19 protein-coding genes and 2 pseudogenes are annotated in these 21787 nt (G+C 66.2%); 11 read left to right on the top strand and 10 right to left on the bottom strand.

From position 1 onward, the window contains the following. Window positions 1–8: 8 nt before the first annotated feature. Window positions 9–1358 (top strand): serine-threonine protein kinase, encoded by a 1350-nt coding sequence (locus AB0H61_RS34305; RefSeq protein ID WP_357311914.1) that lies wholly within the window; start codon window positions 9–11, stop codon window positions 1356–1358. Between the two features lie 9 nt (window positions 1359–1367). On the opposite strand, the gene AB0H61_RS34300 is transcribed toward AB0H61_RS34305, so the two are convergent. After that, complete coding sequence (locus AB0H61_RS34300; RefSeq protein WP_357311969.1) at window positions 1368–1964, bottom strand: hypothetical protein; 597 nt, start codon at window positions 1962–1964, stop codon at window positions 1368–1370. Between AB0H61_RS34300 and AB0H61_RS34295 the strand changes: the two genes are divergently transcribed. Continuing rightward, the gene (locus AB0H61_RS34295; RefSeq protein ID WP_357311913.1) at window positions 1948–2688 is read left to right on the top strand and encodes an NAD(P)H-binding protein; all 741 of its coding nucleotides are present in this window, start codon (window positions 1948–1950) and stop codon (window positions 2686–2688) included. The two genes, AB0H61_RS34300 and AB0H61_RS34295, sit on opposite strands and share 17 nt — an antisense overlap. Before the next feature lie 101 nt (window positions 2689–2789). On the opposite strand, the gene AB0H61_RS34290 is transcribed toward AB0H61_RS34295, so the two are convergent. The 6 genes from AB0H61_RS34290 to AB0H61_RS34265 all read right to left on the bottom strand — a co-directional run bounded on the left by AB0H61_RS34290 (window position 2790) and on the right by AB0H61_RS34265 (window position 8427). Further along, complete coding sequence (locus AB0H61_RS34290; RefSeq protein ID WP_357311912.1) at window positions 2790–3653, bottom strand: alpha/beta fold hydrolase; 864 nt, start codon at window positions 3651–3653, stop codon at window positions 2790–2792. A 147-nt stretch (window positions 3654–3800) separates the two neighbouring features. Beyond that, window positions 3801–4226: a DUF6670 family protein gene (locus AB0H61_RS34285; protein ID WP_357311911.1), complete on the bottom strand. Its 426-nt coding sequence runs from the start codon at window positions 4224–4226 to the stop codon at window positions 3801–3803. Window positions 4227–4481: 255 nt separating this feature from the next. After that, window positions 4482–5756, bottom strand: a complete 1275-nt coding sequence (locus AB0H61_RS34280; protein ID WP_357311910.1) for a sugar ABC transporter substrate-binding protein — start codon at window positions 5754–5756, stop codon at window positions 4482–4484. A 2-nt stretch (window positions 5757–5758) separates the two neighbouring features. Further along, on the bottom strand, window positions 5759–6574 hold the full coding sequence (locus tag AB0H61_RS34275; RefSeq protein ID WP_357311909.1) for a carbohydrate ABC transporter permease: 816 nt from the start codon (window positions 6572–6574) through the stop codon (window positions 5759–5761). Beyond that, window positions 6564–7451: a sugar ABC transporter permease gene (locus tag AB0H61_RS34270; RefSeq protein WP_357311965.1), complete on the bottom strand. Its 888-nt coding sequence runs from the start codon at window positions 7449–7451 to the stop codon at window positions 6564–6566. Before AB0H61_RS34270 ends, AB0H61_RS34275 begins: the two co-directional genes overlap by 11 nt. Window positions 7452–7512: 61 nt before the next feature. Continuing rightward, a complete protein-coding gene (locus AB0H61_RS34265) occupies window positions 7513–8427 on the bottom strand; it encodes a hypothetical protein (protein WP_357311908.1) in 915 nt (304 codons plus the stop codon). Window positions 8428–8852: 425 nt separating this feature from the next. Here AB0H61_RS34265 and AB0H61_RS34260 point away from each other — a divergent pair, with 425 nt between their 5' ends. From AB0H61_RS34260 to AB0H61_RS34235, 6 genes and pseudogenes are all read left to right on the top strand, one after another. Next, window positions 8853–9251, top strand: a complete 399-nt coding sequence (locus AB0H61_RS34260) for a TOBE domain-containing protein (RefSeq protein ID WP_357311907.1) — start codon at window positions 8853–8855, stop codon at window positions 9249–9251. 11 nt (window positions 9252–9262) lie between these two features. Continuing rightward, window positions 9263–10045: a molybdate ABC transporter substrate-binding protein gene (gene modA / locus AB0H61_RS34255; RefSeq protein ID WP_357311906.1), complete on the top strand. Its 783-nt coding sequence runs from the start codon at window positions 9263–9265 to the stop codon at window positions 10043–10045. 53 nt (window positions 10046–10098) lie between these two features. Continuing rightward, on the top strand, window positions 10099–10857 hold the full coding sequence (gene modB, locus AB0H61_RS34250) for a molybdate ABC transporter permease subunit (protein WP_357311964.1): 759 nt from the start codon (window positions 10099–10101) through the stop codon (window positions 10855–10857). Beyond that, window positions 10854–11903, top strand: a complete 1050-nt coding sequence (locus AB0H61_RS34245; protein ID WP_357311905.1) for an ABC transporter ATP-binding protein — start codon at window positions 10854–10856, stop codon at window positions 11901–11903. Before modB ends, AB0H61_RS34245 begins: the two co-directional genes overlap by 4 nt. A gap of 183 nt (window positions 11904–12086) precedes the next feature. After that, window positions 12087–16285 (top strand): annotated as a pseudogene (locus AB0H61_RS34240) (bifunctional nitrate reductase/sulfite reductase flavoprotein subunit alpha). 63 nt (window positions 16286–16348) lie between these two features. Continuing rightward, window positions 16349–16558, top strand: coding sequence for a TOBE domain-containing protein (locus AB0H61_RS34235; RefSeq protein ID WP_357311904.1), 210 nt, complete (start codon window positions 16349–16351; stop codon window positions 16556–16558). A gap of 282 nt (window positions 16559–16840) precedes the next feature. On the opposite strand, the gene AB0H61_RS34230 is transcribed toward AB0H61_RS34235, so the two are convergent. The 3 genes and pseudogenes from AB0H61_RS34230 to AB0H61_RS34220 all read right to left on the bottom strand — a co-directional run. Continuing rightward, the gene (locus tag AB0H61_RS34230; protein ID WP_357311903.1) at window positions 16841–17296 is read right to left on the bottom strand and encodes a DUF4231 domain-containing protein; all 456 of its coding nucleotides are present in this window, start codon (window positions 17294–17296) and stop codon (window positions 16841–16843) included. Continuing rightward, window positions 17277–17549: a hypothetical protein gene (locus tag AB0H61_RS34225; protein ID WP_357311968.1), complete on the bottom strand. Its 273-nt coding sequence runs from the start codon at window positions 17547–17549 to the stop codon at window positions 17277–17279. The genes AB0H61_RS34230 and AB0H61_RS34225 overlap by 20 nt, the downstream gene beginning before the upstream one ends. A 16-nt stretch (window positions 17550–17565) precedes the next feature. Continuing rightward, window positions 17566–17619, bottom strand: a pseudogene (locus tag AB0H61_RS34220) (hypothetical protein); the annotation flags it as partial. Between the two features lie 93 nt (window positions 17620–17712). Between AB0H61_RS34220 and AB0H61_RS34215 the strand changes: the two are divergent. From AB0H61_RS34215 to AB0H61_RS34205, 3 genes are all read left to right on the top strand, one after another. Continuing rightward, complete coding sequence (locus tag AB0H61_RS34215) at window positions 17713–18198, top strand: GNAT family N-acetyltransferase (protein WP_357311902.1); 486 nt, start codon at window positions 17713–17715, stop codon at window positions 18196–18198. Between the two features lie 112 nt (window positions 18199–18310). After that, window positions 18311–19279 carry a phosphotransferase gene (locus AB0H61_RS34210; protein WP_357311901.1) on the top strand — a complete coding sequence of 323 codons (969 nt, stop codon included), beginning with the start codon at window positions 18311–18313 and terminating at the stop codon, window positions 19277–19279. Window positions 19280–19482: 203 nt separating this feature from the next. Then, window positions 19483–21747: an MMPL family transporter gene (locus tag AB0H61_RS34205; RefSeq protein WP_357311900.1), complete on the top strand. Its 2265-nt coding sequence runs from the start codon at window positions 19483–19485 to the stop codon at window positions 21745–21747. The last annotated feature ends 40 nt before the right edge of the window (window positions 21748–21787 follow it).

The raw sequence follows: 21787 nt of genomic DNA, 5'->3' as shown, positions 1-21787 counted from the left end.
GACCCACCATGGCCAAGGATATCGGCGGCCTCCCGCTGATCGAGATCCGCTTCGACGACAACGGCGATATCGATCCGGACGGTGAGCGCGACCTCGTCGCCGAACTCGATGCGCACGATCCCACCGATCTGCTCGTGTTCAGTCACGGCTGGAACAACACGCCGAGCATCGCCACCCGCCTCTACGAGGCGTTCTTCGGCCAGTTCCCGCCGATGCTTGCCGCGCACGGCGTCCCGGGGCGTCGCGTCGCACTGCTCGGCGTCTTCTGGCCCTCCTCCCGGTGGTCCGACGAACCGATCCCCGATTTCGCACCGGCGGCCGATCTCGGCGGTGTTGGCGGCGGCGCGGCGGGCTTCGGCCGACCGGTCGAGTTCGAACCGCCTCCGCCGCCGGATGCCGATATGCGCGCATTGATCCGCACGGGATTCCCCGTCGACCAGCGCGCCGCCGTCGACGAACTACTGACCCTGATCGACAAGCGGCCCGATGATCTCGAATCAGTGCGGCGCGCACGAGAACTCGTACAAACGATCGCGGCGGCCACCGCGGGTGACGGCGACGGGGAACAATCGGAGCAACAGCCGTTCATGGCGCAACCCGATCCGGACGCGGAGCTGTTCACGCGCTTCGCCACCCAACTCGAGGAACTCGGCATCAACACCGGGGACGGCGGTGGCGCCGCCGGATTCGGTGACAGGTTCCGTCGGCTCTGGCATGGCGCGCAGGAAGCGGCCCGCCAGCTCACCTATTGGCAGATGAAGCGACGTGCGGGCGTCGTCGGTGAACGCGGCCTCGGTCCGCTGCTCGGGCGGCTCCTCGCACAGCGACCGGCATTGAATGTCGACCTGATCGGGCACAGCTTCGGCGCCCGCGTCGTCGCCTACGCGCTCGCCGGATTGGATCCCGCTGCGCCACAAGTGCGTTCGGTCACCCTGTTGCAGGGCGCGTTCTCGCATTTCGCCTTCGCCGCTACCCTGCCGTTCGACGCCGGCCGCCACGGCGCACTGCACGGCCGCAGTGGCCGGGTCGCGGGGCCAGTCACCGCCTGCTACTCGGTGCACGATTCCGCGGTGGGCGTGCTGTACCCGGCGGCATCCTTTCTCGGGAGGGAGGATGCGGCGGGCTTGGCCGATGTCACTTACCGCTGGGGTGGTATCGGCCACGACGGTCATCAACCCGGCGTAACCGAGTTGGCCCTCCAAGACGTCGGCGCCCGCTACGACTTCACCGACGTCGACCTGGCCAATATCGACGCCGCCCGCGTCGTGAAGAAGGGGTCACCGCCCTCCGGTGCGCACTCCGATATCGTCCACCCCGAACTCGCCTGGGTAGTTGCCTGCGCTGGGGGCCTGGTCTGATATCGGCCGTTACCGGCCCGCATCTCGACGCTCGCGTACCTGGATGACGACGCGGCCACCGAGAAACTCCCCTCGGCTGCGCTTCCCGGACCACCGATCGGCTGGGCAAGGATTTTCAGCGACCGTGCGGGTGAGTTTCACCATCATGTCCCGGGCACCACTGGTCGTGCGGTACGGCCGCGCGGACCTCGTCGATGTGGGCTCCGCAGCCGTCCCAGGTGGTCTTTCCACAGGTCCGGCAAGGGATGGGGTAGCACATCGGCGGTTGACCTCGGTCTCGTAGTTGGTGTGGCGGACTTCGAGAATACCCACCCCGAACACCGGTTTCGACGACGCCCGCACCGCGTCTGCGCGGTGGTGATGCAGTGGCCCTTCGAGCCCACCAGCGATCTGCGGCAGAAACAGTCCGCTACCGGTTTGCTGATGGGATGCTTGAACCTGCGGAAAGGTAGCCGACTTCTCGTGCCCAGGGCCGCGGGAAAGGACAGGGTCGGCTTCGGCCGCCACGGTGAACAGAACTTCGGGCATCAGTGCAATCGCCCCCTCCGACCCCGGCATGCCCGGTGGCATGCCGTGAAAGGTGAGAACCATGAAGCTCACAGTCATCGGTGGTACCGGACGGATCGGCTCGCAGGTGATTCAGAAATTGACCGCAGCCGGACACGAGGCCGTCCCCGCGGCGCCGTCCACCGGCGTCGATCTGATCACGGGCCAGGGCCTGGACCACGCGCTGGAAGGCGCCGAGGTTGTGATCAACCTGGCGAACTCGCCGACCTTCGACGAAGCGTCCCTGGACTTCTTCCGCATTTCCATGAACAACCTGCTCGCCGCAGGCGAGCGTGCCGGTGTCGGGCACCAGGTCGTCCTCTCGATCGTCGGGGTGGACCAGGTGCCCGAGCTGGACTACTACCGGGCCAAGGCCCTGCAGGAGGACCTGCTCCGGCAGGGGCCCACGCCGTACTCCATCGTGCGCGTGACCCAATTCTTCGAATTCATGGACGCGGTCATATCCTGGGCCTCCGACGGCGACACCGTCCGCCTGCCCGCGACCCGGTTGCAGCCGATCGCCGCCGCGGACGTCGCCGCCGCGGTCGTCGAGGTCTCCACCGGCACCCCGCTGCGAGGGATCCGGAACTTCGCCGGCCCGGACGTCTTCCCCCTCGACGAACTCGGCAGGGTCACCCTGGCGGCTCAGCACGACAGCCGGACCGTCATCACCGACGACAAGGCCGGTATGTTCGCCGCCGTCACCGGTGATGTCCTCATCGCAGGACCGGACGCGCATCTGGCACCCACGCATTACCGGGACTGGATCCAGAAGGCCCACTGAACCGATCAGTGCTTCGGTTGGCGATCCGAGTCGCCCAGCGGCAATCCGGTCAGGGTGTCTCGGTTCCGAACCTTCGCGAGACACCCTGTGCTGCAGCATATTCAGCGAGGTGCGTCCGGTGGCGTCGCGCGTTTCATGCGATCGATGATGATCTCGGTGAGCTGATCGGGATTCTGCTCGGGTATCCAATGCGTGGCTTCCGGCAGGACCCGCAGGGAGTAGTCACCGGTGACGTACTGCGCGGTCAGCTCCGCGCCGCTTCTCGCCAGGGCGATGTCCTGTGCTCCCCACACATGTGTCGTCGCGACGGGCACGGTCGCCGACAATGCCGAGGGCGTGCTGATGGCTATAGCCCGATACCAGTTCAATGCCCCTGTCAGCGCACCCGATTCGACGACCTCGGCTCGGACGCGCGCGATGTTCTCGGCATCCATCCCGGACCGCTCGAGCGCGGTATCCATCACCGCCGGCCGGCGTTCGACGATCAACTCCGGCAGGCGCGGGATCTGGAACAACGCCATGTAGTACGACCGCAGCGCCTGGTTGCTGCGGAGCATCGAGCGCATGAACGCGCCGCTGTGCGGCACGGACACGGTGGTCAGCGTGCGGATGAGGTGTGGATGGCGGGCGGCGGTAGCCCACGCGACGGTCGCACCCCAGTCGTGACCGACAAGATGGATCGGCCCGACGCCGAGCGTGCCGATCAGGGCAACGATATCGCCGGTCAGCGCGGCGATGCGGTATGCGTAGCGCCCCTTCGGCCGCGCATGTGGCGAGTAGCCGCGTTGGGTCGGCATGATCGTGCGATATCCGGCGGCGTTGAGCCGTTCCGCGACGCTCCGCCAGCACGACGCGGTTTGCGGGAATCCGTGCAGCAACACCACCACTTCGCCGTCGAGGGGACCCGTGTCGACCACGTCGAACTCCAGACCGTCGTTGACGAAGGACGTCATCCGCGCGCTCATGCCGTCGCCGCCATGCGCCGTGGTGCGCCGTCCCACGCTCGGGCGAAGAGCCGATTCCGGCCATAGATCACCGCGGTCGAGACTGCGGCGAGCCGCCATTCAGAATTCATCAATCCTCCAGATTTCTTGCGAGGCAAGTCATATGCCTCAGGGTTTTGAGCTCTGCTCGCAGTCGACCCACTCGAGGTAGCCGGTCCTGCCGATCGGGCGTGATCGCCATGTCCCGGTATCGGAGTAGGCACTCACGTACTCGCGGCCGTGTCCGTTTCGCCACGGAGTGTCGACCTCGGCGTCGATCCGCACGATGTCGGTCGCGCCGTCGCGGACGGTCCACCGTAACCGCCACGGCACCCGCATCGGCCGACCCTGCGCGTCGGTCAGCGGTTCGGGCCGATACGGCAGCACCTCCATCCGGCCGTCGTCGAATACCGCCGCCGAATCACCGGGGTATCGCAGGGCCGATCGACATGCCGTCGTGCCCGCGGCACGGATATCGGTGAGCAGCAGCCGCGTACGCGCAGACGCATGACCCGATGACGAACCCTCGGGTCGCCGCTCGCATGAACCGGTCACCGGGGCCCCCGGTGGTGGTCTGGCGCGATGACATGGAGCCTCCATGGGACAACCATTCGTGTGAAGTCAAGTTACATACATAATTGACCCATGGGTAAATTACGGTCGGGTAGCTTTCTTTGTCAATACTTCCCCGGCCCACTACTTTCCCCGACCACTGCGACGCTGACCGCTGGGCGGAACGGCACAGCGGTCAGCGTCGAAGGAGCGATCGCGTATCCGGTCACTGACCGTAGCCGCGGTCGGCGGACGGGATCAGCGCTCGATTGCGTGCTGTGCATCGGCACTGGCACGGTGTAGCGCTTCGTCGACCGGGATTCGGCCCAGGAACATTTCGTCGAACACGGGATCGATGGCGGTCAGGGCGACCGGAAGCCTCGGACCACCGCCCGTCGAGATCTGGGGGCCGTCCAGCACGTCGAAGAACGGGGATACGTCGACACCGCGACGCGACCAATAGTCGCGGTAGACGCGCTGTTCCGAGGTGACGGCGGGGATTGTCGCGCCGTCGGCCGCCAGATACCGGTTACCTTCGGCGCTGCCCAGCCAGGCCAGGACGCGGCGGACTTCGGCCGGATGCCGGGTGGCCGCGTTGCCCGCCACGGCGATCGCATTGTTCGCGCTCACCCGGCCCGCCGGACCGGCGGGAATCATCGCCGTGCCCCATGGGAAGGCGGCGCCCGCCGCGATCTGGGCGAGATTGAATGATCCCGACTGGAACAGCGCGAGCTTGCCCTGCAAGAAGGCGTTGCGCGCGAAATCCCCATTGCCGTTGGTATCGGCGGCCGAGGGCGACAGCTGCTCCGTATCGACCAGTCGCACCAGGTACTCGAACGCCAGTCGACCGGCCGCGCTGTCGAAATCGAAGCGGCCCGCTCGCTGGAACTGTCCGCCTGCGGATCCCAGGTAGGGCAGAGTGATCGACTGGATATCGTTGGCGGCGTTATACGCCCACGGCGCTGCGGTCGCCAGCTGTCGCAACAACGGGCGGAAGGTATCGACGCGATCATCGGGGCTCCACCGCAGGGCACCGAGCTCCTTCGGATCAATATGGGCCGCATCCAACAGATTTCGGTTGTAGAACACCGCGCTGCCGCCGTCGACGAACTGCGGAACACCCCACAGCACTCCGTTGTGCGTGAACTGCTCCACCGCCACCCGATCCCACGCCCGCTTGGCCTGCGGGCCCAGTTCGGCGTCGATATCGAGCAGCCGGCCCGCATTCGCGTAGTCCTGGTAGAGATTGATCCAGAAGATGTCGTCGGCGGTGCCACCGGCCACATCCAGGCGCAGCTTCTGCGGGTACGACGCGAAAGGAACGAGCGTGATCCGCACCTCGATATCCTGATTCGCGCGCTGGAATTCATCGAGGCTCGCCCGATACGGCGCGACGAAACTCTGGTCCCAGAGCCGTAACCAAACAATGGCGCGCCCGGAACCGTCACCGTCGCGCCCCAACCACATCGCCGCCGCGACGAGCAGCACGGTGACGAGCACCGATCCCAGCACGACCCGGGTCGAGGATTTCATCGTCATTTCAGTCCCGTCCACGCGATCGAACGCACCACCTGACGCTGAAAGACGATGAACAGCAGCAGCAATGGCACGATCGCGAGGGTGCTCGCCGCCATCACCACCGTCCATTGGGCATTGAATCGGGTCTGCACATTCGCGGTCGACACCGTGAGCACCTGCCATCGGCTACCACTACTGGCGACCAGCGGCCACATGAAGCTGTTCCATTGCGACACCACGGTGATGAGCGTGAGGGTGGCCAGAATCGGGCGGCTCATCGGCACCACCAGGTGGACGATCAGGTCGAGGGTGCTCGCGCCGTCGAGCCGCGCGGCATCGAAGTATTCGGCCGGAATCTCCCGAAAGTATTGGCGCAGAAGGAATATCGCGTACGGCGAGCCGAATACGAACGGAAGAACCAGCGCCCAGAAGGTATTCAGCAGGCCGAGGCGCGCGAACATCAGATACAGCGGAATGATGGTCACCGTCGCGGGCACCATCATCGTGGCGAGGTAGAGCCAGAACAGCGCGTCCCGGCCGGCGAATTCGGTCCGTGCGAACGCGTACGCGGCCAGGATCGAGGTGACGAGCTGCCCGACGGTGATGAACACCGTCATCAGCGCGGTGACCAGGACCGCCCTGCCGAGTCCGAGATCGAATACCGCGCGGAAGTTGGTGTCGGTGAACGGGTCCGGGACGTCCAGTGCCGAGCCGGTAGCGAACTGCGCGGGTGATTTCAGCGCGGTCAGCGCACTCAGCACCAGCGGCGCGACGGTGAGCAACGCACCCGCGATCAGCAGGACATAGATCGCGGTCAACCGGCTAGCCTTCATGGCCGGTCCTGGTTCGGAAGTAGACGTGCTGGGCGACGGTGATGGAGAACATCAGCGCGAACACCACCAGGGCCATCACCGCGGCCCGACCGGGTTCGGCGGCGTCGAACGCCTCCGAGTACATACGCATCGCGACCACATCCGTGCGGTGATCGGGCCCGCCCCTGGTCAAAGCGTAGATGGTGTCGAAGGCTTGGAATGCGGTGATCACACCGGTGACGAGGACGAACAGCAGCGTCGGGCGCAGCAGCGGTAGGACGATCCAGCGGATGCGCCCCCAGCCCGCGGCGCCGTCGATGGCGGATGCGTCGAGCACCTCCCCCGGAATCGCACGAATGCCCGCCACGAAGAACAGTGCGACATAACCGATATTGGACCAGATCGTCACCGTCGCGGCCGCCGGCAACGCCAGCGCCGGATCGCTGAGCCATTCGACCCGATGCCCGAGGATCGCGTTGATCGCCCCGTCGGTAGGGGCGAACATCCACTGCCACACCACACCGATCGCCAGCGGCGCACAGATCCACGGCAGCGCGTACACGACACGGAGCACGGCGCCGCCCCGGATATTGCGCGACAACGGCCAGGCGACAGCGAATCCGATAACGGTCTGCAGCGGGACGACGACCGCGACGAACAACACCGTAACCAGCAGCGAATGCCCGAACCGCGGGTCGCTCAGCACCGAGCGCCAATTCTTCAGGCCGACGAAATCCATGGGCGACAACAAGTCCCAGCTGTGCACGCTCAACCACAGCACGACCAGGATGGGAATCAGCAGGAATCCGACCACACCGACCAGACTGGGCGCCAGCAGCAGATAACCGGTCACCGACCGCCGAATTCGGCCGCCGTCACGCAGACCACCCGATACCACCGCCACCACCTCATCGACACAGCCCGCCGAAGCCCGACGGGAAGCCTAGCGTGCGGCAATATCAATCGGCGCGCGTGTATGCCCTCGCCCGGGTCACCCGTTTCGTCAGGGACAGATGGCGTTCGGATCGCGGGCGAGCCCTCGGCGGCTGAACCCTCGAGTCGGATCTGACCGTCGCGGCAGTGACACGGCCGGATCTGTCGGCGGTGACGAACACGATGGAGGCGACCGACGCCGCGGTGCCGAGCGCCCCGACGGCCATGCCGAACGCCGACCGCTCGCCGGACGCCACATCCATCGCGCCGTACACGAGAAGTGACGAGCCCGCCGCGATACCGGCCCATCCGACGAGGGTGTCGTTGTCGATGAACCAGGCGTACCCCACCAGCGCGACACCCAGCCCGAAGCCCATCGCGGCCATGCTGAATCCGGCGTTCACCGGACCGGATCCGGCGATGAAGACGAACAACACGACACCCCACCCGATCAGCGGCACGCCGGTGGCATACACCGACAATCCGATCCACCGTCGATCGCCGATGATCACGGTCACACCGGCGACCATCAACGCGACCCCGAATGGCGTCAACGCCGCACCTTCCGACACCGCGTAGGCACTGCCGCCGCGGCCGGGCTCGATCATCTTGACGATTCCGACGACAGCGACCGCCAGTCCCCAAACAGCCACGGCCGCACCGATATAGCGTCGGACGCGGGAGATCAATGTCGCACCGATGGCGACGATCGTCAGACCCATGAAGATCGTCGCCAGGCCGAATTCGAACCGGCCGAGTCGACTCGACTCGATACCGACCCCCAGGGCGGCGATCCCGAGACCGCTCACCGCCACCCCGACGTAGCCGGACGCGGCCGCACGCCGCGACTCGGTGTCGATCATCCGGAAGATCGACATGGCGGCGACGACCCACACCGTGGAGATGACATGAATCGCCACCGCGCGCGGGAACTGCGGCAATACGGCGAAGCCTTGATCCGAGCCATTTACCGGCATTTGTCGGCGCACGCGCTCGAGACCGAGGTCACCGGTGGGATCGGGCCGGTCCCGTCCGTGTACGCCCGGTCCTGATCTTTGCCCGCCCCTCGTGTTCCCTACGACGCCAATTCAGTCCTCTTGCGCTGCCGCTCGATCACGATCGGCGCGCGCCCGCGTCGCAGGAGCGGCGCCTGCCGCGCGGAACAGAGCCGAAACCAGACCCCACGGCGGTTCCGTTCCTGCGGTGAGAAGAACGTCACGATGTAGCAACTGCGGAGTTGATGCTACTACTTCGCCGATGATGAGGATTCAGCTACAGTCAGTCGGCGCGGACAGAGAGGAAGCGACACGGGGTGCAGGGAAGACCGGCGCTTGCACACCGCATATCTGGAAATAGGGTGCGAACCATGACGAATTTGCGGATCAGCGAAGTAGCGGCACTGATGGGTGTCAGCGATGACACGGTGCGCCGGTGGATCGATCAGGGCCGGCTGACCGCCATCCAGCTGGACAGCGGCCGCAAAGGCGTCAGCGGCCCGGAGTTGGCGGAGTTCGCGCGCGCCAACGCCGAGGCCGCCGAACCGGGGAGCATCGTCGCGGCGTCGGCACGCAACCGGATGCGCGGCATCGTCACGCGGGTGGTCAAGGACACCGTGATGGCGCAGGTGGAGATGCAGGCCGGACCGTTCCGGCTGGTGTCGCTGCTGAGTCGTGAGTCGGTCGACGAGCTCGGACTCGAGGTCGGCAGCATCGCGGTCGCGTCGGTCAAGTCAACGCACGTCGTTGTCGAAATACCAGAAAGTTGATGAGGATGAGAATGACCCGCACCCTGAGCGTCACGGCCGTCGCCGCTGTCGCCGCATTGGCGATCGCGGGCTGCGGCTCCGATGACACCTCCGAGCCCGCCGCGGGCGCGGACAAGATCACCGGCACGGTCACCGTATTCGCCGCGGCCTCGCTGACCGAAACCTTCAACGAGCTCGGCAAACAGTTCGAGGCCGCGCATCCCGGGGTCAAGGTGGTCTACAGCTACGGCGCCAGCTCGGCGCTGGCCGAGCAGATCAAGCAGGGCGCACCAGCCGATGTTTTCGCCTCCGCGGCCCCGAAGAATATGCAGCAGGTCGTCGACGCGGGCGAGATCACCGCGACCCCGGTCACTTTCGTGCGCAATCGCCTGGAAATCGCGGTGCCCAAGGGCAACCCCGGCCACATCACCGGACTGGCCGACTTCGGCAAGACCGAACCGAAGCTCGCGCTGTGCGCCGAACAGGTCCCCTGTGGTGTTGCCGCCCAGAAGGTGTTCGAGGTCGCGGGCATCACCCCGCAGCCCGACACCAGGGAACAGGACGTCAAGGCCGTGCTGACCAAGGTCACCCTCGGCGAGGTCGACGCCGCACTCGTGTACCGCACCGATGTGAAAGCGGCGGGCGACAAAGTGGAAGGCATCAACTTCCCCGAAGCCGATAAGGCGATCAACGACTATCCGGTCGCACCGCTGGCCAAGGCCCCCAATTCGGCAGCCGCGACAGCATTCGTCGATTTCATCAAGTCGGATAAGGCTCGTCCGGTATTCGACAAGGCAGGATTCGGCACTCCGTGATCGGAACGTCGACGCGACGGCGTGCGACACGGGGGCGGCGACCGCTGATCCTCATGGTGCCCGCCGTCTGCGGTCTGGCATTCCTGCTTGTCCCGCTGATCGGGCTGCTGCTGCGCGCACCGTGGGAGTCACTGCCCGAGCGACTCTTCAGCGCCGAAGTCGGGCAGGCACTACAGCTTTCCCTGCTGTGCGCCACCCTGGCCACCCTGATCTGCCTATTCCTCGGAATCCCGTTGGCCTGGTTGCTGGCCCGCGCCGAACTACCCGGGCGCGGACTGATCCGAGCATTGGTGACAGTGCCGCTGGTACTACCGCCGGTCGTCGGCGGCGTCGCACTGCTTCTGGTCCTCGGCAGGCGAGGCCTGATCGGGCGATACCTCTACGAATGGTTCGGCTTCTCACTGCCTTTCACCACCGCGGGCGTCGTCGTCGCGGAGGCATTCGTGGCGATGCCGTTCCTCGTGATCTCGGTGGAAGGCGCGTTGCGTGCCGCCGATCCACGCTTCGAGGAAGCCGCCGCCACACTGGGGGCGTCGCGCTGGCTGACCTTCCGGCGCGTCACACTGCCATCCGTGATGCCGGGTGTGATCGCCGGCGCGGTGCTGTGCTGGTCTCGGGCGCTGGGGGAATTCGGGGCCACGATCACATTCGCGGGCAACTTTCCCGGTAAGACGACCACGATGCCGTTGGCCGTCTACCTTGCGCTGGAGTCCGATCCCGACGCCGCGATCGTACTCAGCCTGGTGCTGTTGATGGTGTCGGTCGCGGTACTTGTCGCACTGCGGGAGCGGTGGATTCGAGGCGCGGTATGACGCTGGAAGCCGAATTGCGAATCACCAGGGGCGAATTCCGGCTCGATCTCGCCTTGACCACGAGTCCCGGCGAAGTCGTCGCGCTGCTCGGTCCCAATGGCGCGGGTAAGACAACCGCGCTGCGCGCACTGGCCGGACTCACGCCGCTCACCGAAGGCCGGATCCGACTCGACGAGAACATCTGGGACGCACCGCCGAACGTGTTCGTACCCGCCGAACACCGCGAGGCGGGTGTGGTGTTCCAGGACTATTTGCTGTTCGCCCATATGAACGCACTCGACAATGTCGCATTCGGGCTGCGCGCCCGCGGCCACCGTCGCGGCGCGGCCCGCGAAGTCGCCGCGCACTGGCTCGAACGCGTGGGACTCGCCGACCACTTCCATGGCAAACCACGCAACCTCTCCGGCGGCCAAGCACAGCGCGTCGCCCTCGCCCGCGCCCTCGCCACCGACCCGCGGCTACTCCTGCTGGACGAGCCGCTGGCCGCACTCGACGCCAGCACCCGCCTCCAGGTCCGCTCGGACCTCGCCCATCACCTTCGCGACTACCCCGGACACACCCTGCTGGTCACCCACGACCCGCTCGACGCCATGGTGCTCGCCGACCGTCTTATCATCCTGGAGAACGGGACCATCGTCCAAGAAGGACCGCCCGGTGAGGTCGCCCGCAAGCCGCGCTCCGACTATGTGGCAAACCTGGTGGGACTCAACCTCTACCGCGGCACAGCCCACGACACCGCGGTCGACCTCGAATGCGGCGGTTCGTTCACGGTGGCCGAACCGAGTACCGGCGCGGTGCACGTCGCGTTCCCCCCGAACGCGGTCGGTCTCCACCTCGAACAACCAACGGGCAGCCCGCGCAACGCCTGGCCGGTGACCATCATCGGCATCGAACAACACGCACACACCATTCGCGTCCGCCTGGCCGGTAGTCCCTCGGTGCTCGCCGATGTCACCCCTGCCACCGTCGCCGACCTCCGATTGGAGCCGGGAGCCGAACTCTGGGCGGCGGTCAAAGCCACCGAAATCCACGTCTACCCAGCCTGATCCATCATCGGTGAGGCGGTGGCCAGGCCACGCCTGCGGGTGATGCGGCTCTCAGTCGCGCACAACCGCGCCTCGCGGGGTGCGAGGTGAATGTAACGACCGAACCCGAATCGTGTTACCGCCAGATAACAGGGGCTTCATACGGTGGCCGTTGTCCGGGTGCAGGTTTGGGGTCGAGGAGGAATATCTGTGGCGGCAACCGATTCCGGTGCTGGGTCGGACACGGTGCGTACCGTGTGCTCGTACTGCGGTGTCGGGTGCGGGATCGTGCTCGATATCGGCCTCGGCCCGGACGGGCGGCGGCGGGTGTTGAAGGCCGCGGGCGACAAATCGCATCCGGCCAACAGCGGTCGGCTGTGCACCAAGGGCGCGACCCATGCCGACATGCTTGCCGCGGACGGCAGATTGACCACGGCGCTGGTGCGCCCGGAGCGCGGCGCCGAACCTGTCACCCGTCCGGTCGATGAGGCGATCGCCGACACCGCACGCCGGCTGCGCGCCATTGTGGACGAGCACGGTCCGGATGCGTTGGCGTTCTATGTGTCGGGGCAGATGACCCTCGAAGCCCAGTATCTGGCGAACAAGCTGGCCAAGGGGTTCGTCGGTACGAATCAGATCGAGTCCAACTCCCGACTGTGTATGGCCAGCGCGGGCACCGGTTACAAGCTGTCGCTCGGTGCCGACGGACCGCCCGGATCGTATGAGGATTTCGATCGGGCCGATGTGTTCTTCGTCATCGGCGCCAATATGGCCGATTGTCACCCGATCCTGTTCCTGCGCATGATGGATCGGGTCAAGGCGGGCGCGAAGTTGATCGTGGTCGACCCGCGCCGCACCGCCACCGCGGACAAGGCGGACCTCTTCCTTCAGATCCGGCCGGGCACAGATCTGGCGTTGTTGAACGGCCTGCTGCATCTGCTCGTCGAAAGCGGTGACACCGATCCCGCATTCATCGCCGAATACACCGAGGGCTGGGAGGCGATGCCGGAGTTCCTCCGCGACTACGACCCAGCCACCGTCGCCGAAATCACCGGGCTGGCAGCGGATGACCTGCGCCGCGCGGCCGAACTGATCGGCACAGCCGGTGAGTGGATGAGCTGCTGGACGATGGGTCTGAACCAGAGCACGCACGGCACCTGGAACACCAACGCTTTGGTGAACCTGCACCTCGCCACCGGCGCGATCTGCCGACCGGGCAGTGGACCGTTTTCCCTGACCGGTCAGCCGAATGCGATGGGTGGCCGCGAAATGGGCTATATGGGCCCCGGCCTGCCCGGACAGCGGTCGGTGCTCGTCGATGCCGACCGCGCCTTCATCGAAGATCTCTGGGGTCTACCCGCGGGAACCCTGCGTACCGAGGTCGGCACCGGCACGGTGGACATGTTCTCCCGCATGGCCGACGGCGAAATCAAGGCGTGCTGGATCATCTGCACCAATCCTGTTGCCACCGTGCCCAATCGCAAGAACGTCCTCGCCGGGCTCGAAGCCGCCGAGCTGGTGATCACCCAGGATGTGTTCACCGATACCGAAACCAACGCCTACGCCGATGTCGTTCTGCCCGCGACGCTGTGGGTAGAGGGCGAGGGCGTCATGATCAATTCCGAACGCAATCTGACCCTGATACCGCAGTCGGTGCCGCCACCGGGTGAGGCGATCCCGGACTGGCAGATCATCGCCCGCATCGCCTGCGCCATGGGGTACGCCGACGCGTTCACCTACGGCAGTGCCGAAGAGATCTTCGAAGAGATCAAACGTACCTGGAATCCCAAAACCGGATACGACCTGCGCGGAGTCACCTACGACCGGCTCCGCGAACAACCACTACAGTGGCCCGTCGCACCGGAAGGCCCGGCGCGCAACCCTATTCGCTACCGCAACGACGGCATCAGCCAGCAACCTGCCCACCGCGAAGACGGAACGACGCCGGGACTGTGGTTCCCCACCGCCTCCGGGCGCGCGGTCTTCTTCGCACGACCGCACCTGACCGCCGCCGAAATGCCCGACGACGACTACCCCTTCGTGCTCAATACGGGCCGGGTACAGCATCAGTGGCATACGCTCACCAAGACCGGCAAGGTCGCCAAGCTCAACAAGTTGAACGCCGGTCCGTTCATCGAAATTCACCCCGGCGACGCTGAAGCTCTCGGCATCGCCGACGGAGACACGGTGGAAGTGGCTTCCCGGCGTGGCCACGCCCTCCTGCCCGCCGTTGTGACAGATCGAGTACAGCCCGGCAATACCTTCGCGCCGTTCCATTGGAGCGACCTGTTCGGCGAATACCGCGCCATCAACGCGGTCACCAACGACGCGATCGACCCGATCTCGTTCCAGACCGAATTCAAGGTCTGCGCGGTCACTCTCACCAAGGTCACGGCACTGCCCGAACCCATCACGCCCGCGGCAGCGCCCACAGCCCCGTCGCCCGCACCGGCGATGGTCTCCGCGACGGCCTCGACCACAACGTCCGGCCGAGCCCTGGCCGCCGCCTCCGTTTTCGGCATCACCGATTTGGCGCCCCCGGCGCTGAGCAATCCCGAGCGCACCTACCTCGCGGGGTTCCTCGCCGGGATCGGGAACAGCGCGGTCGTGGGCAACGCCGCGCCCACCCTGCCGACGACAGCGCCGTTCGCGCCGGACACAGCGCACTGGGTCGATGGACTACTCGCGGGAATCCATGCCGCGGACAACAGCATTTCCGCACCATCCGCCGCGACCCCGTCACTCGCCGCGGACGCGGTCACCCCGGAGAAATCCGCGATACGACAGTTGGTCGTGCTGTGGGCGTCGCAAACCGGCAATGCGGAAGATTTCGCGACCGGCCCCGTGGTCTCCGCGCTGACAGCTGCCGGGCACCAGCCGAAGGTACTCGCTATGGACGAAACCGGCGCGGACGCACTGCCGGGCCATGCGGACCTACTCGTCATCAGCAGCACCTTCGGTGATGGCGACGCACCCGATAACGGCGCCGCTTTCTGGGAATCTCTTGCCGCGCTCCCGAATTCAGCGCTTGCTGGCACACGGTATGCCGTTTTGGCATTCGGCGACTCCAACTACGACGACTTCTGCGGCCATGGCAAGCGGCTCGATCGGCGGCTGGCCGAGCTCGGAGCGGAACCGCTCGCTCCGCGACTCGACTGCGAGCCCGACTTCGAGGAACCGGCACGGAGCTGGCTCGACCAGGTCCTGACCGCCCTCTCGGCCACCCCACCCACCACCGCGCCCGTCGCCACATCACCCGCGACAACCGGTGCGGTCGCGACAGTGAAGCGCACCAAACCCGAAGCGCCCGTGGGCCGCCTCGTCGGCAACCGACTGCTGAGCCTGCCCGGCGCACAGAAGGAAGTGCGGCAATTCGCCTTCGATCTCACCGGCACCGGTCTCACCTACGATGTCGGCGACGCCTTGGGTGTGCGCCCGGCCAACGATCTCGGACTGGTCTGGGAGTGGCTCGCTGTGACCGGGCTGAATCCCAGCGAGCTCGTCGAGGTCCCCAAGAGCGGTGCCCTACCGCTGGCGATCGCGCTCGAACAGCATCTGGACCTCACCAAGGTCACCCCCGAGCTACTCCGGTTCATCAGCGAACAGACAGGTGACCGGACTCTGAAGAACGTCCTGCGCCCGGACAACAAGGATGGGCTCGCGAAATGGCTGTGGGGCAGGCAACCGGTCGATATCGCCGCCGAGTTCACGGTCCGCGCCACTGCTCAGCAATGGGTCGACATGTTCAAACGCGTACAGCCACGCCTGTATTCGATCTCTTCCAGCCCACTCCACGACCCCACCGTGGTACGCACCACCGTCTCGGTGATCCGCTACGAAAGCTCGGCCGGACAGCTGCGCGGCGGCCTGTGCTCCAGCTATCTGGCCGACGCCGACCCCGATCACCCCCTGCCACTGCATATTCAGCCCGCCCCGCCCGGCCGCCTGACGATCCGGCCACCGCGGCGATCATGGTCGGCCCCGGCACCGGGGTCGCCCCGTTCGTCGGGTTCCTCGACCACCGTCGCGCTCGCGGCGATAAGGCACTCAACTGGTTGTTCTTCGGCGAACAACACGAAGCCACCGACTTCTACTACCGCGACGAGCTCGACGCCCTCCGCACCGAAGGCATCCTGACCCGCCTCGACGTCGCCTTCTCCCGCGACCAACGCACCAAGATCTACGTCCAGGACCGAATGCGCGAACACGGCGCCCAGCTCTGGGCATGGCTCGAAGACGGCGCTCACTTCTACGTGTGCGGTGACGCCTCCCGGATGGCCAAAGACGTCGACGAAGCTCTGCGGACCATCGTCGCCCATCACGGCAACCTCACCGCCGACGACGCCGACGCGTACGTCAAGAAGCTGTCCACCGACAAGCGCTACGTTCGCGACGTGTACTGATATGCGATAGACATGCGGCCGCAGATCCCGCTCCACCAGCGCGGCGCTGCGTAAGCTCGCCCCATGCGACTCAGCACCCGCAACCAACTCGATGGCACCGTCGTCTCGGTCACCAAAGGGGAGGCGATGGCCGTCGTGCGTGTCCGGCTCGCCGGAGGCGAGGAAATCACCTCCTCGATCACCCGCGACGCGGCCGACGACCTCGAACTCTCGGTCGGCGCCGCGGTCAAGGTGCTCATCAAATCGACCGAAGTGTCCCTCGGCGTCGAATAGCCCCGGACCGGGTCGCACCGCCGCAACCGGCCGAGAACTGTCGGGTCAGTGGGCGAGTCGACGATGTCGCGACCGTCGACACGAGCCAGACAAAGACGGACGGCTCGGACCGAAGCCGTTCAGGCCTACAGGCATCAATCAACCCGGTAGACCACCGCACACGCTGTGGCGTATCACGGCACGCATCCCTGCGCGCGGAGAGCGCCGAGCGCCGGACCCGCCAGGCAGGGAATCACCGGGTCTCCGGAAACCGTTGGCCGCGGAGGACCGAACCAGCTCGCGTCAGCCGGGCGGCTCGACCAACGCGGCCGCCGAAGTCGGTGGCATCCGAAGCCTGCGCGCCGCCCAGCTCTGACCGGCCTCCCAGGTGATCGCCTCGACCGCCTTCACCAATTCGACCGCCGCGTCCTCACCCGCATAGGGCGGTGCTTTCACCAGATACAGCGCAGTTTCCCGTTCGATGGCGTATTTGATCTGACTGTCCTGCACCCAGTTCTCGTGCAGCCCGAAAGTGGTTCGCACGCCAGTGGCAATGAGCACCGTCGCACCGAGCAACGCGACGACCAGTGCGGGCAGTTCAGTCGCGGCGACAACCGGAATGGCGGCGGCGCCGGCGATCGCGATCAGCTCGGTCAACGCATAGAACCGGCGGTGCCGCTTGCTGCCCTTGCGATACCACTCCCATTTGGCGGTCACCGGGATCGGCAGTTCCTGATCGTCACGACGTGCCGTGCGCATCCAATGCGCCGATCGCCAAAACGCGCGAAATCTCATACCTCATCATCGCGATCACCGGCCGGGATCGTACGCAGAACTTCTTGGGCGCCTTCGACACCGGCACGAACGCCTCGTCGCCGCGCCCGACACCGCCGGGCCCACGATCCAGCCACCCCCGACGCACATGCGGCTGATCGATGCGGGTCCGATGATGCTGCGCCGACGCCACATTCCCGATCAGCGGCATCGGCTCCGGGGTCCCCAGCCCACGCACGCACCGCGGTCAACCGCGCACCGTCACTCTCGGCCTCGAACGCTCCCCAATGCGTCAGATGCGTCGTCATCTCTCCACCGTAGCGATCGGCCACGTCCCCGCACGCTCTCAGCCGCCGCGAAATTCGGTCGAGCGGAGGCCACCGTTCGGTCAGGATTGCCGGGTGGACCGTGCATCGATCGAAGTCAGACCATTGGATGTCGAGGAGTGGGCGACATTCCGACGCATTCGCCTGCGAGCCCTCACCGACGCCCCGCACGCGTTCGCGTCCACACTGCGTTCGGCGCGCGATCGCACCGAACGGGATTGGCGTGAACTGCTCGCGGCGCGAACACAGTTCCTCGCCACGGCCGAGGGCGTCGAGCTCGGCACCGTCGGCGTGGTCACCGAATCCGACTCCCTGCACCTGATCTCCCTGTGGGTGGCGCCGCAGGCCCGTGGCATCGGGGTCGGCGACCTGCTGGTCCGTGCCGTGATCACCCGCGCGCTCGACACCGGGCACCGCAATATCCGTTTGGAGGTCGCCGATGGCAATACGGCGGCCGAACGCCTTTACCGGCGCAACGGCTTCCGACGCACCGGCGTGCACGGCCCCGTCGCCCCCGGTGACTCTCGCACCGAGTTCGAGATGCTCTTCACCCGCTCATAGAACGACCTGATCCACAGCGCCGTGCGCGGACCGCTACCGCGTCGGCCGTCACAGCACGCGCCTTCGCCCGCTACCCGCTGATCACCGCGGGCCCGCAAAATCGCTGGAACACGTGACGATCGAACCGCACGATATGACCATGGACGAAGGCACCGCGACACGGATCGACTGGACCGATCTGCCACCGACGGTGCGCGCCGCCATCGAGCATCGCCTCGGAGCCGGTGTGAGCTCCGCCGCGAGTCAGAGCGGCGGTTTCAGCCACGGGGTCGCGGCACGGTTGATGCTCGTGGACGGATCGAGGGCGTTCGTGAAAGCGATCGAATGCGAAGACGGGCTGGCCCAGGCCTATCGGAACGAAGCCGAAACGACGGCCGCACTGCCGCACGATGCTCCGGCGCCACGACTGCGAGCGGCAATGGACGCCGAGGGCTGGTTCATCGCGATCTTCGACGACGTCGCAGGGCATCATCCGCGGCTCGACCATCCGGACGAACGCGCGGCGGTGTTGGCGACGGTGACTCGGCTGGCCGAGACACTGACACCCTGCCCGCTCCCGAACGCATCCGCCTTCGCCGCCGCATACGGGCCGATGTTCGAAAACTGGGCCCATTTCGCCGAACAAGGCCCACCCGCCGATCTCGACGCCTGGGCCCGGGCGCGCCTCGACCGGCTCGCCGACCTGGAATCCGCGTGGCGCACCGCGGCCGACGGAAACACTCTGCTGCACACCGACCTACGCCCCGACAATATGATCCGTAGACCGGACGGCGCGATCTTCGTCGTCGACTGGGCTTGGCCCTGTCGCGGCGCGGCCTGGATCGACCTCGTCGCACTCGGTCCCACACTCGCGCGCGCAGGGGTCGACCCCGACCCGATCCTCGCCGACCACCCCGTCACCCGCGCCACCGACCCCGCCGCGATCGATGGGCTCATATGCGCGCTGGCAGGCTACTGGACCCGGCAGTGTCGCCGCCCCGGCCCATCGCGTTCGCCGAATCTGCGCGGTTACCAGGCGGAATCGGCCGCGACCACCCTGACATGGCTGCGCCGCCGTCTCCGAGACCGCGAGCACTCCTAGACCAGCGATCCACGGGCCACGGCGATCATCAGCGATCCGGAAACAACGACACCCCCACTAGTTAAACGCTATCGTTTCACCCTCATCTGTACCTTTGATGACAGACACCCGGACCCCCACCACTGGAAAGGATGCGGCCCCTTGGCTTTCCGAGCAGCACACCGGCCCACCCCCGCACCCCTCCGCCTGCCCGGAGCCTGCTGATGTTCACGCGATGGGGGGACCTGGTCTACCGGGTGCGATTCGCCGTCATCGGCATCGTCACGGCCGGCCTGCTCATCCTCGGCGGCTACGGATTCGGCATCGAAGACCACCTCAGCTCCGGCGGCCTCGACGATCCCGGATCGGAATCCGCCCAAGCCGCACGCCTGTCCGACCAGGCCTTCGGACGTAACCACGACTTCGACGTCGTCGTCCTCTACACCGCGCCAGAGGGCAAAACCGTCGACGACCCCGAATTCAGCCGCAAGGTCATCGACAACCTCAACAGCCTCCCCCGCGACCACCCGGACGAAGTCAGTGGGATCAACGCCGCGTACTGGCGCACCGATACCGGAAAACTGAGCGGCGCCAAGGCCGCCACCGACGATAAGAAATATGCCGTCGCCGCCCTCGCCATCCGCGGCGATACCGACACCGACATGGCCCGCAACTACCGGAAGGTCAAGGACGCCTTCTATATTCCGGGCATCGACGTCCAGGTCGGCGGACTGCAACCGGTGGCCGGCACACTCGCCGACACGATGGCCGACGACACCCATCGCATGGAACTCCTCGCGTTCCCAGTCGTCGCCCTACTCCTCCTCTTCATCTTCGGCGGCATCGTCGCCGCCGCACTCCCCCTGATCCTCGGCGTCCTGACCGTCATCGGTGCCAACGGCATCATCCGCGTCATCACCAACTTCACCGAGGTCAATTCCTTCGTCTCACCGGTGGTTTCGATGATCGGCGTCGGACTGGCCATCGACTACGGACTGTTCGTCGTCAGCCGATTCCGCGAAGAACTCGCCGCCGGCTACGACACCCGCGCCGCCGTCCGCCGCACGGTAATGACCGCAGGGCGCACCGTCGTGTTCTCCGCGACCATGATCATCGCCAGCCTCGGCGGCATGCTGCTGTTCCCGCAGGGCTTCCTCAAATCCATGGCCTACGGCGCCATCGCAACCGTCTCACTGGCCGCGCTCGCCGCCATCACCATCCTGCCCGCCATCCTCGCGATCCTCGGCCCGCGCGTAGATGCACTCGGACTCAAACGCTTCCGCAAAACCAAGACCGCGGAACAGATCGAGAACGGGCTCTGGGGCCGCTCCACCCGCTGGGTCATGCGGCACCCACTGAAGATCGCCGTGCCACTGTGCATAGTGCTGCTCCTGCTCATCCTCCCGGTCCGCAACCTCATCTTCGGCGGATTCAGCGAGCGCTACCTACCACCCGACAACCCGACACGCCTCGCGCAGGCCACCATCGACGAACACTTCGCTCAGCGCCGATCCGATCCCCTCGAACTCATATTCGTCTCCGACAATCCGATCGCCATCGGAACCGTTCTCGCCCAAGCGAACCAAGCCCCCGGTCTGACCGCCGACTTCGACATACCATCACACTCCACGGTGGCGAAAGACGTCTACCGTACGCGGGCCATCCTCGCGGACTCCGACGAGGCGGGCACCACCATCGAGTACCTCCGGTCCATGGAGATGCCGGACGATGTCACCATGCTCGTCGGCGGCGTGCCCGCCATCCAGAAGGACAGCATCGACGCGCTCCTCTACCGGATCCCGGTCATGATCGCGCTCGTCCTGCTGCTCACCACCCTGCTGATGTTCCTGACCTTCGGATCGCTGGTGCTACCGATCAAAGCCGCACTCATGAGCGCACTGGGGCTCGGCTCCACACTGGGCATCCTCACCTGGATCTTCGTCGACGGGCACGGCGCAGGCCTGCTCAACTTCACGCCCCAGCCGATCCAGTCGAATATGCTGGTCCTGATCATCGCGATCATCTACGGACTCTCGACCGACTACGAGGTCTTCCTGCTCTCACGCATGGTCGAAGCCCGCGCCAAGGGCGCCGATACCAGCGAGGCAATCCGCATCGGCACCGCGCACACCGGCAATATCATCACCGCGGCCGCGCTGATCCTGCTGGTTGTCACCGGCGCCTTCGCCTTCTCGGACCTGGTGATGATGCAGTACGTCGCCTTCGGCATGATCGCCGCGCTGTTCATCGACGCGACCATTCTCCGCATGCTGCTGGTACCGGCCACCATGAAACTGCTCGGCGACGACTGCTGGTGGGCCCCGGCCTGGATGAAGCGCATCCAACAGCGCATCGGCCTCGGCGAACCCATCCTCGACGACGAACGCACCGGTGGCGGACCTCTGGCCGACCCGGTCGTCACCACACCGGCCACCGACCCGATCACCACCCGGCTACCGGTCGTCACCGGCACCCGGCCGAAGGATTAGCGCGCCCGCTCACACACTTACCCCCGGCGAAAACGGCATC

The sequence above is a fragment of the Nocardia sp. NPDC050710 genome (assembly GCF_040654375.1).
In the GTDB taxonomy this organism is placed as follows: Bacteria; Actinomycetota; Actinomycetes; order Mycobacteriales; family Mycobacteriaceae; genus Nocardia.
The sequence above is the reverse complement of the archived record's forward strand: the minus strand, read 5'-3'. Positions and strand labels throughout refer to the sequence as shown.

Excerpts from the sequence above, each read along its gene's own strand:
- AB0H61_RS34305 (WP_357311914.1), top strand. The coding sequence starts at position 9 with ATGGCCAAGGATATCGGCGGCCTCCCGCTGATCGAGATCCGCTTCGAC.
- AB0H61_RS34295 (WP_357311913.1), top strand. The coding sequence starts at position 1,948 with ATGAAGCTCACAGTCATCGGTGGTACCGGACGGATCGGCTCGCAGGTG.
- AB0H61_RS34300 (WP_357311969.1), bottom strand. The coding sequence starts at position 1,964 with ATGACTGTGAGCTTCATGGTTCTCACCTTTCACGGCATGCCACCGGGC.
- AB0H61_RS34290 (WP_357311912.1), bottom strand. The coding sequence starts at position 3,653 with ATGAGCGCGCGGATGACGTCCTTCGTCAACGACGGTCTGGAGTTCGAC.
- AB0H61_RS34280 (WP_357311910.1), bottom strand. The coding sequence starts at position 5,756 with ATGAAATCCTCGACCCGGGTCGTGCTGGGATCGGTGCTCGTCACCGTG.
- AB0H61_RS34275 (WP_357311909.1), bottom strand. The coding sequence starts at position 6,574 with ATGAAGGCTAGCCGGTTGACCGCGATCTATGTCCTGCTGATCGCGGGT.
- AB0H61_RS34260 (WP_357311907.1), top strand. The coding sequence starts at position 8,853 with ATGACGAATTTGCGGATCAGCGAAGTAGCGGCACTGATGGGTGTCAGC.
- modA (WP_357311906.1), top strand. The coding sequence starts at position 9,263 with ATGACCCGCACCCTGAGCGTCACGGCCGTCGCCGCTGTCGCCGCATTG.
- modB (WP_357311964.1), top strand. The coding sequence starts at position 10,099 with ATGGTGCCCGCCGTCTGCGGTCTGGCATTCCTGCTTGTCCCGCTGATC.
- AB0H61_RS34245 (WP_357311905.1), top strand. The coding sequence starts at position 10,854 with ATGACGCTGGAAGCCGAATTGCGAATCACCAGGGGCGAATTCCGGCTC.
- AB0H61_RS34235 (WP_357311904.1), top strand. The coding sequence starts at position 16,349 with ATGCGACTCAGCACCCGCAACCAACTCGATGGCACCGTCGTCTCGGTC.
- AB0H61_RS34230 (WP_357311903.1), bottom strand. The coding sequence starts at position 17,296 with ATGCGCACGGCACGTCGTGACGATCAGGAACTGCCGATCCCGGTGACC.
- AB0H61_RS34205 (WP_357311900.1), top strand. The coding sequence starts at position 19,483 with ATGTTCACGCGATGGGGGGACCTGGTCTACCGGGTGCGATTCGCCGTC.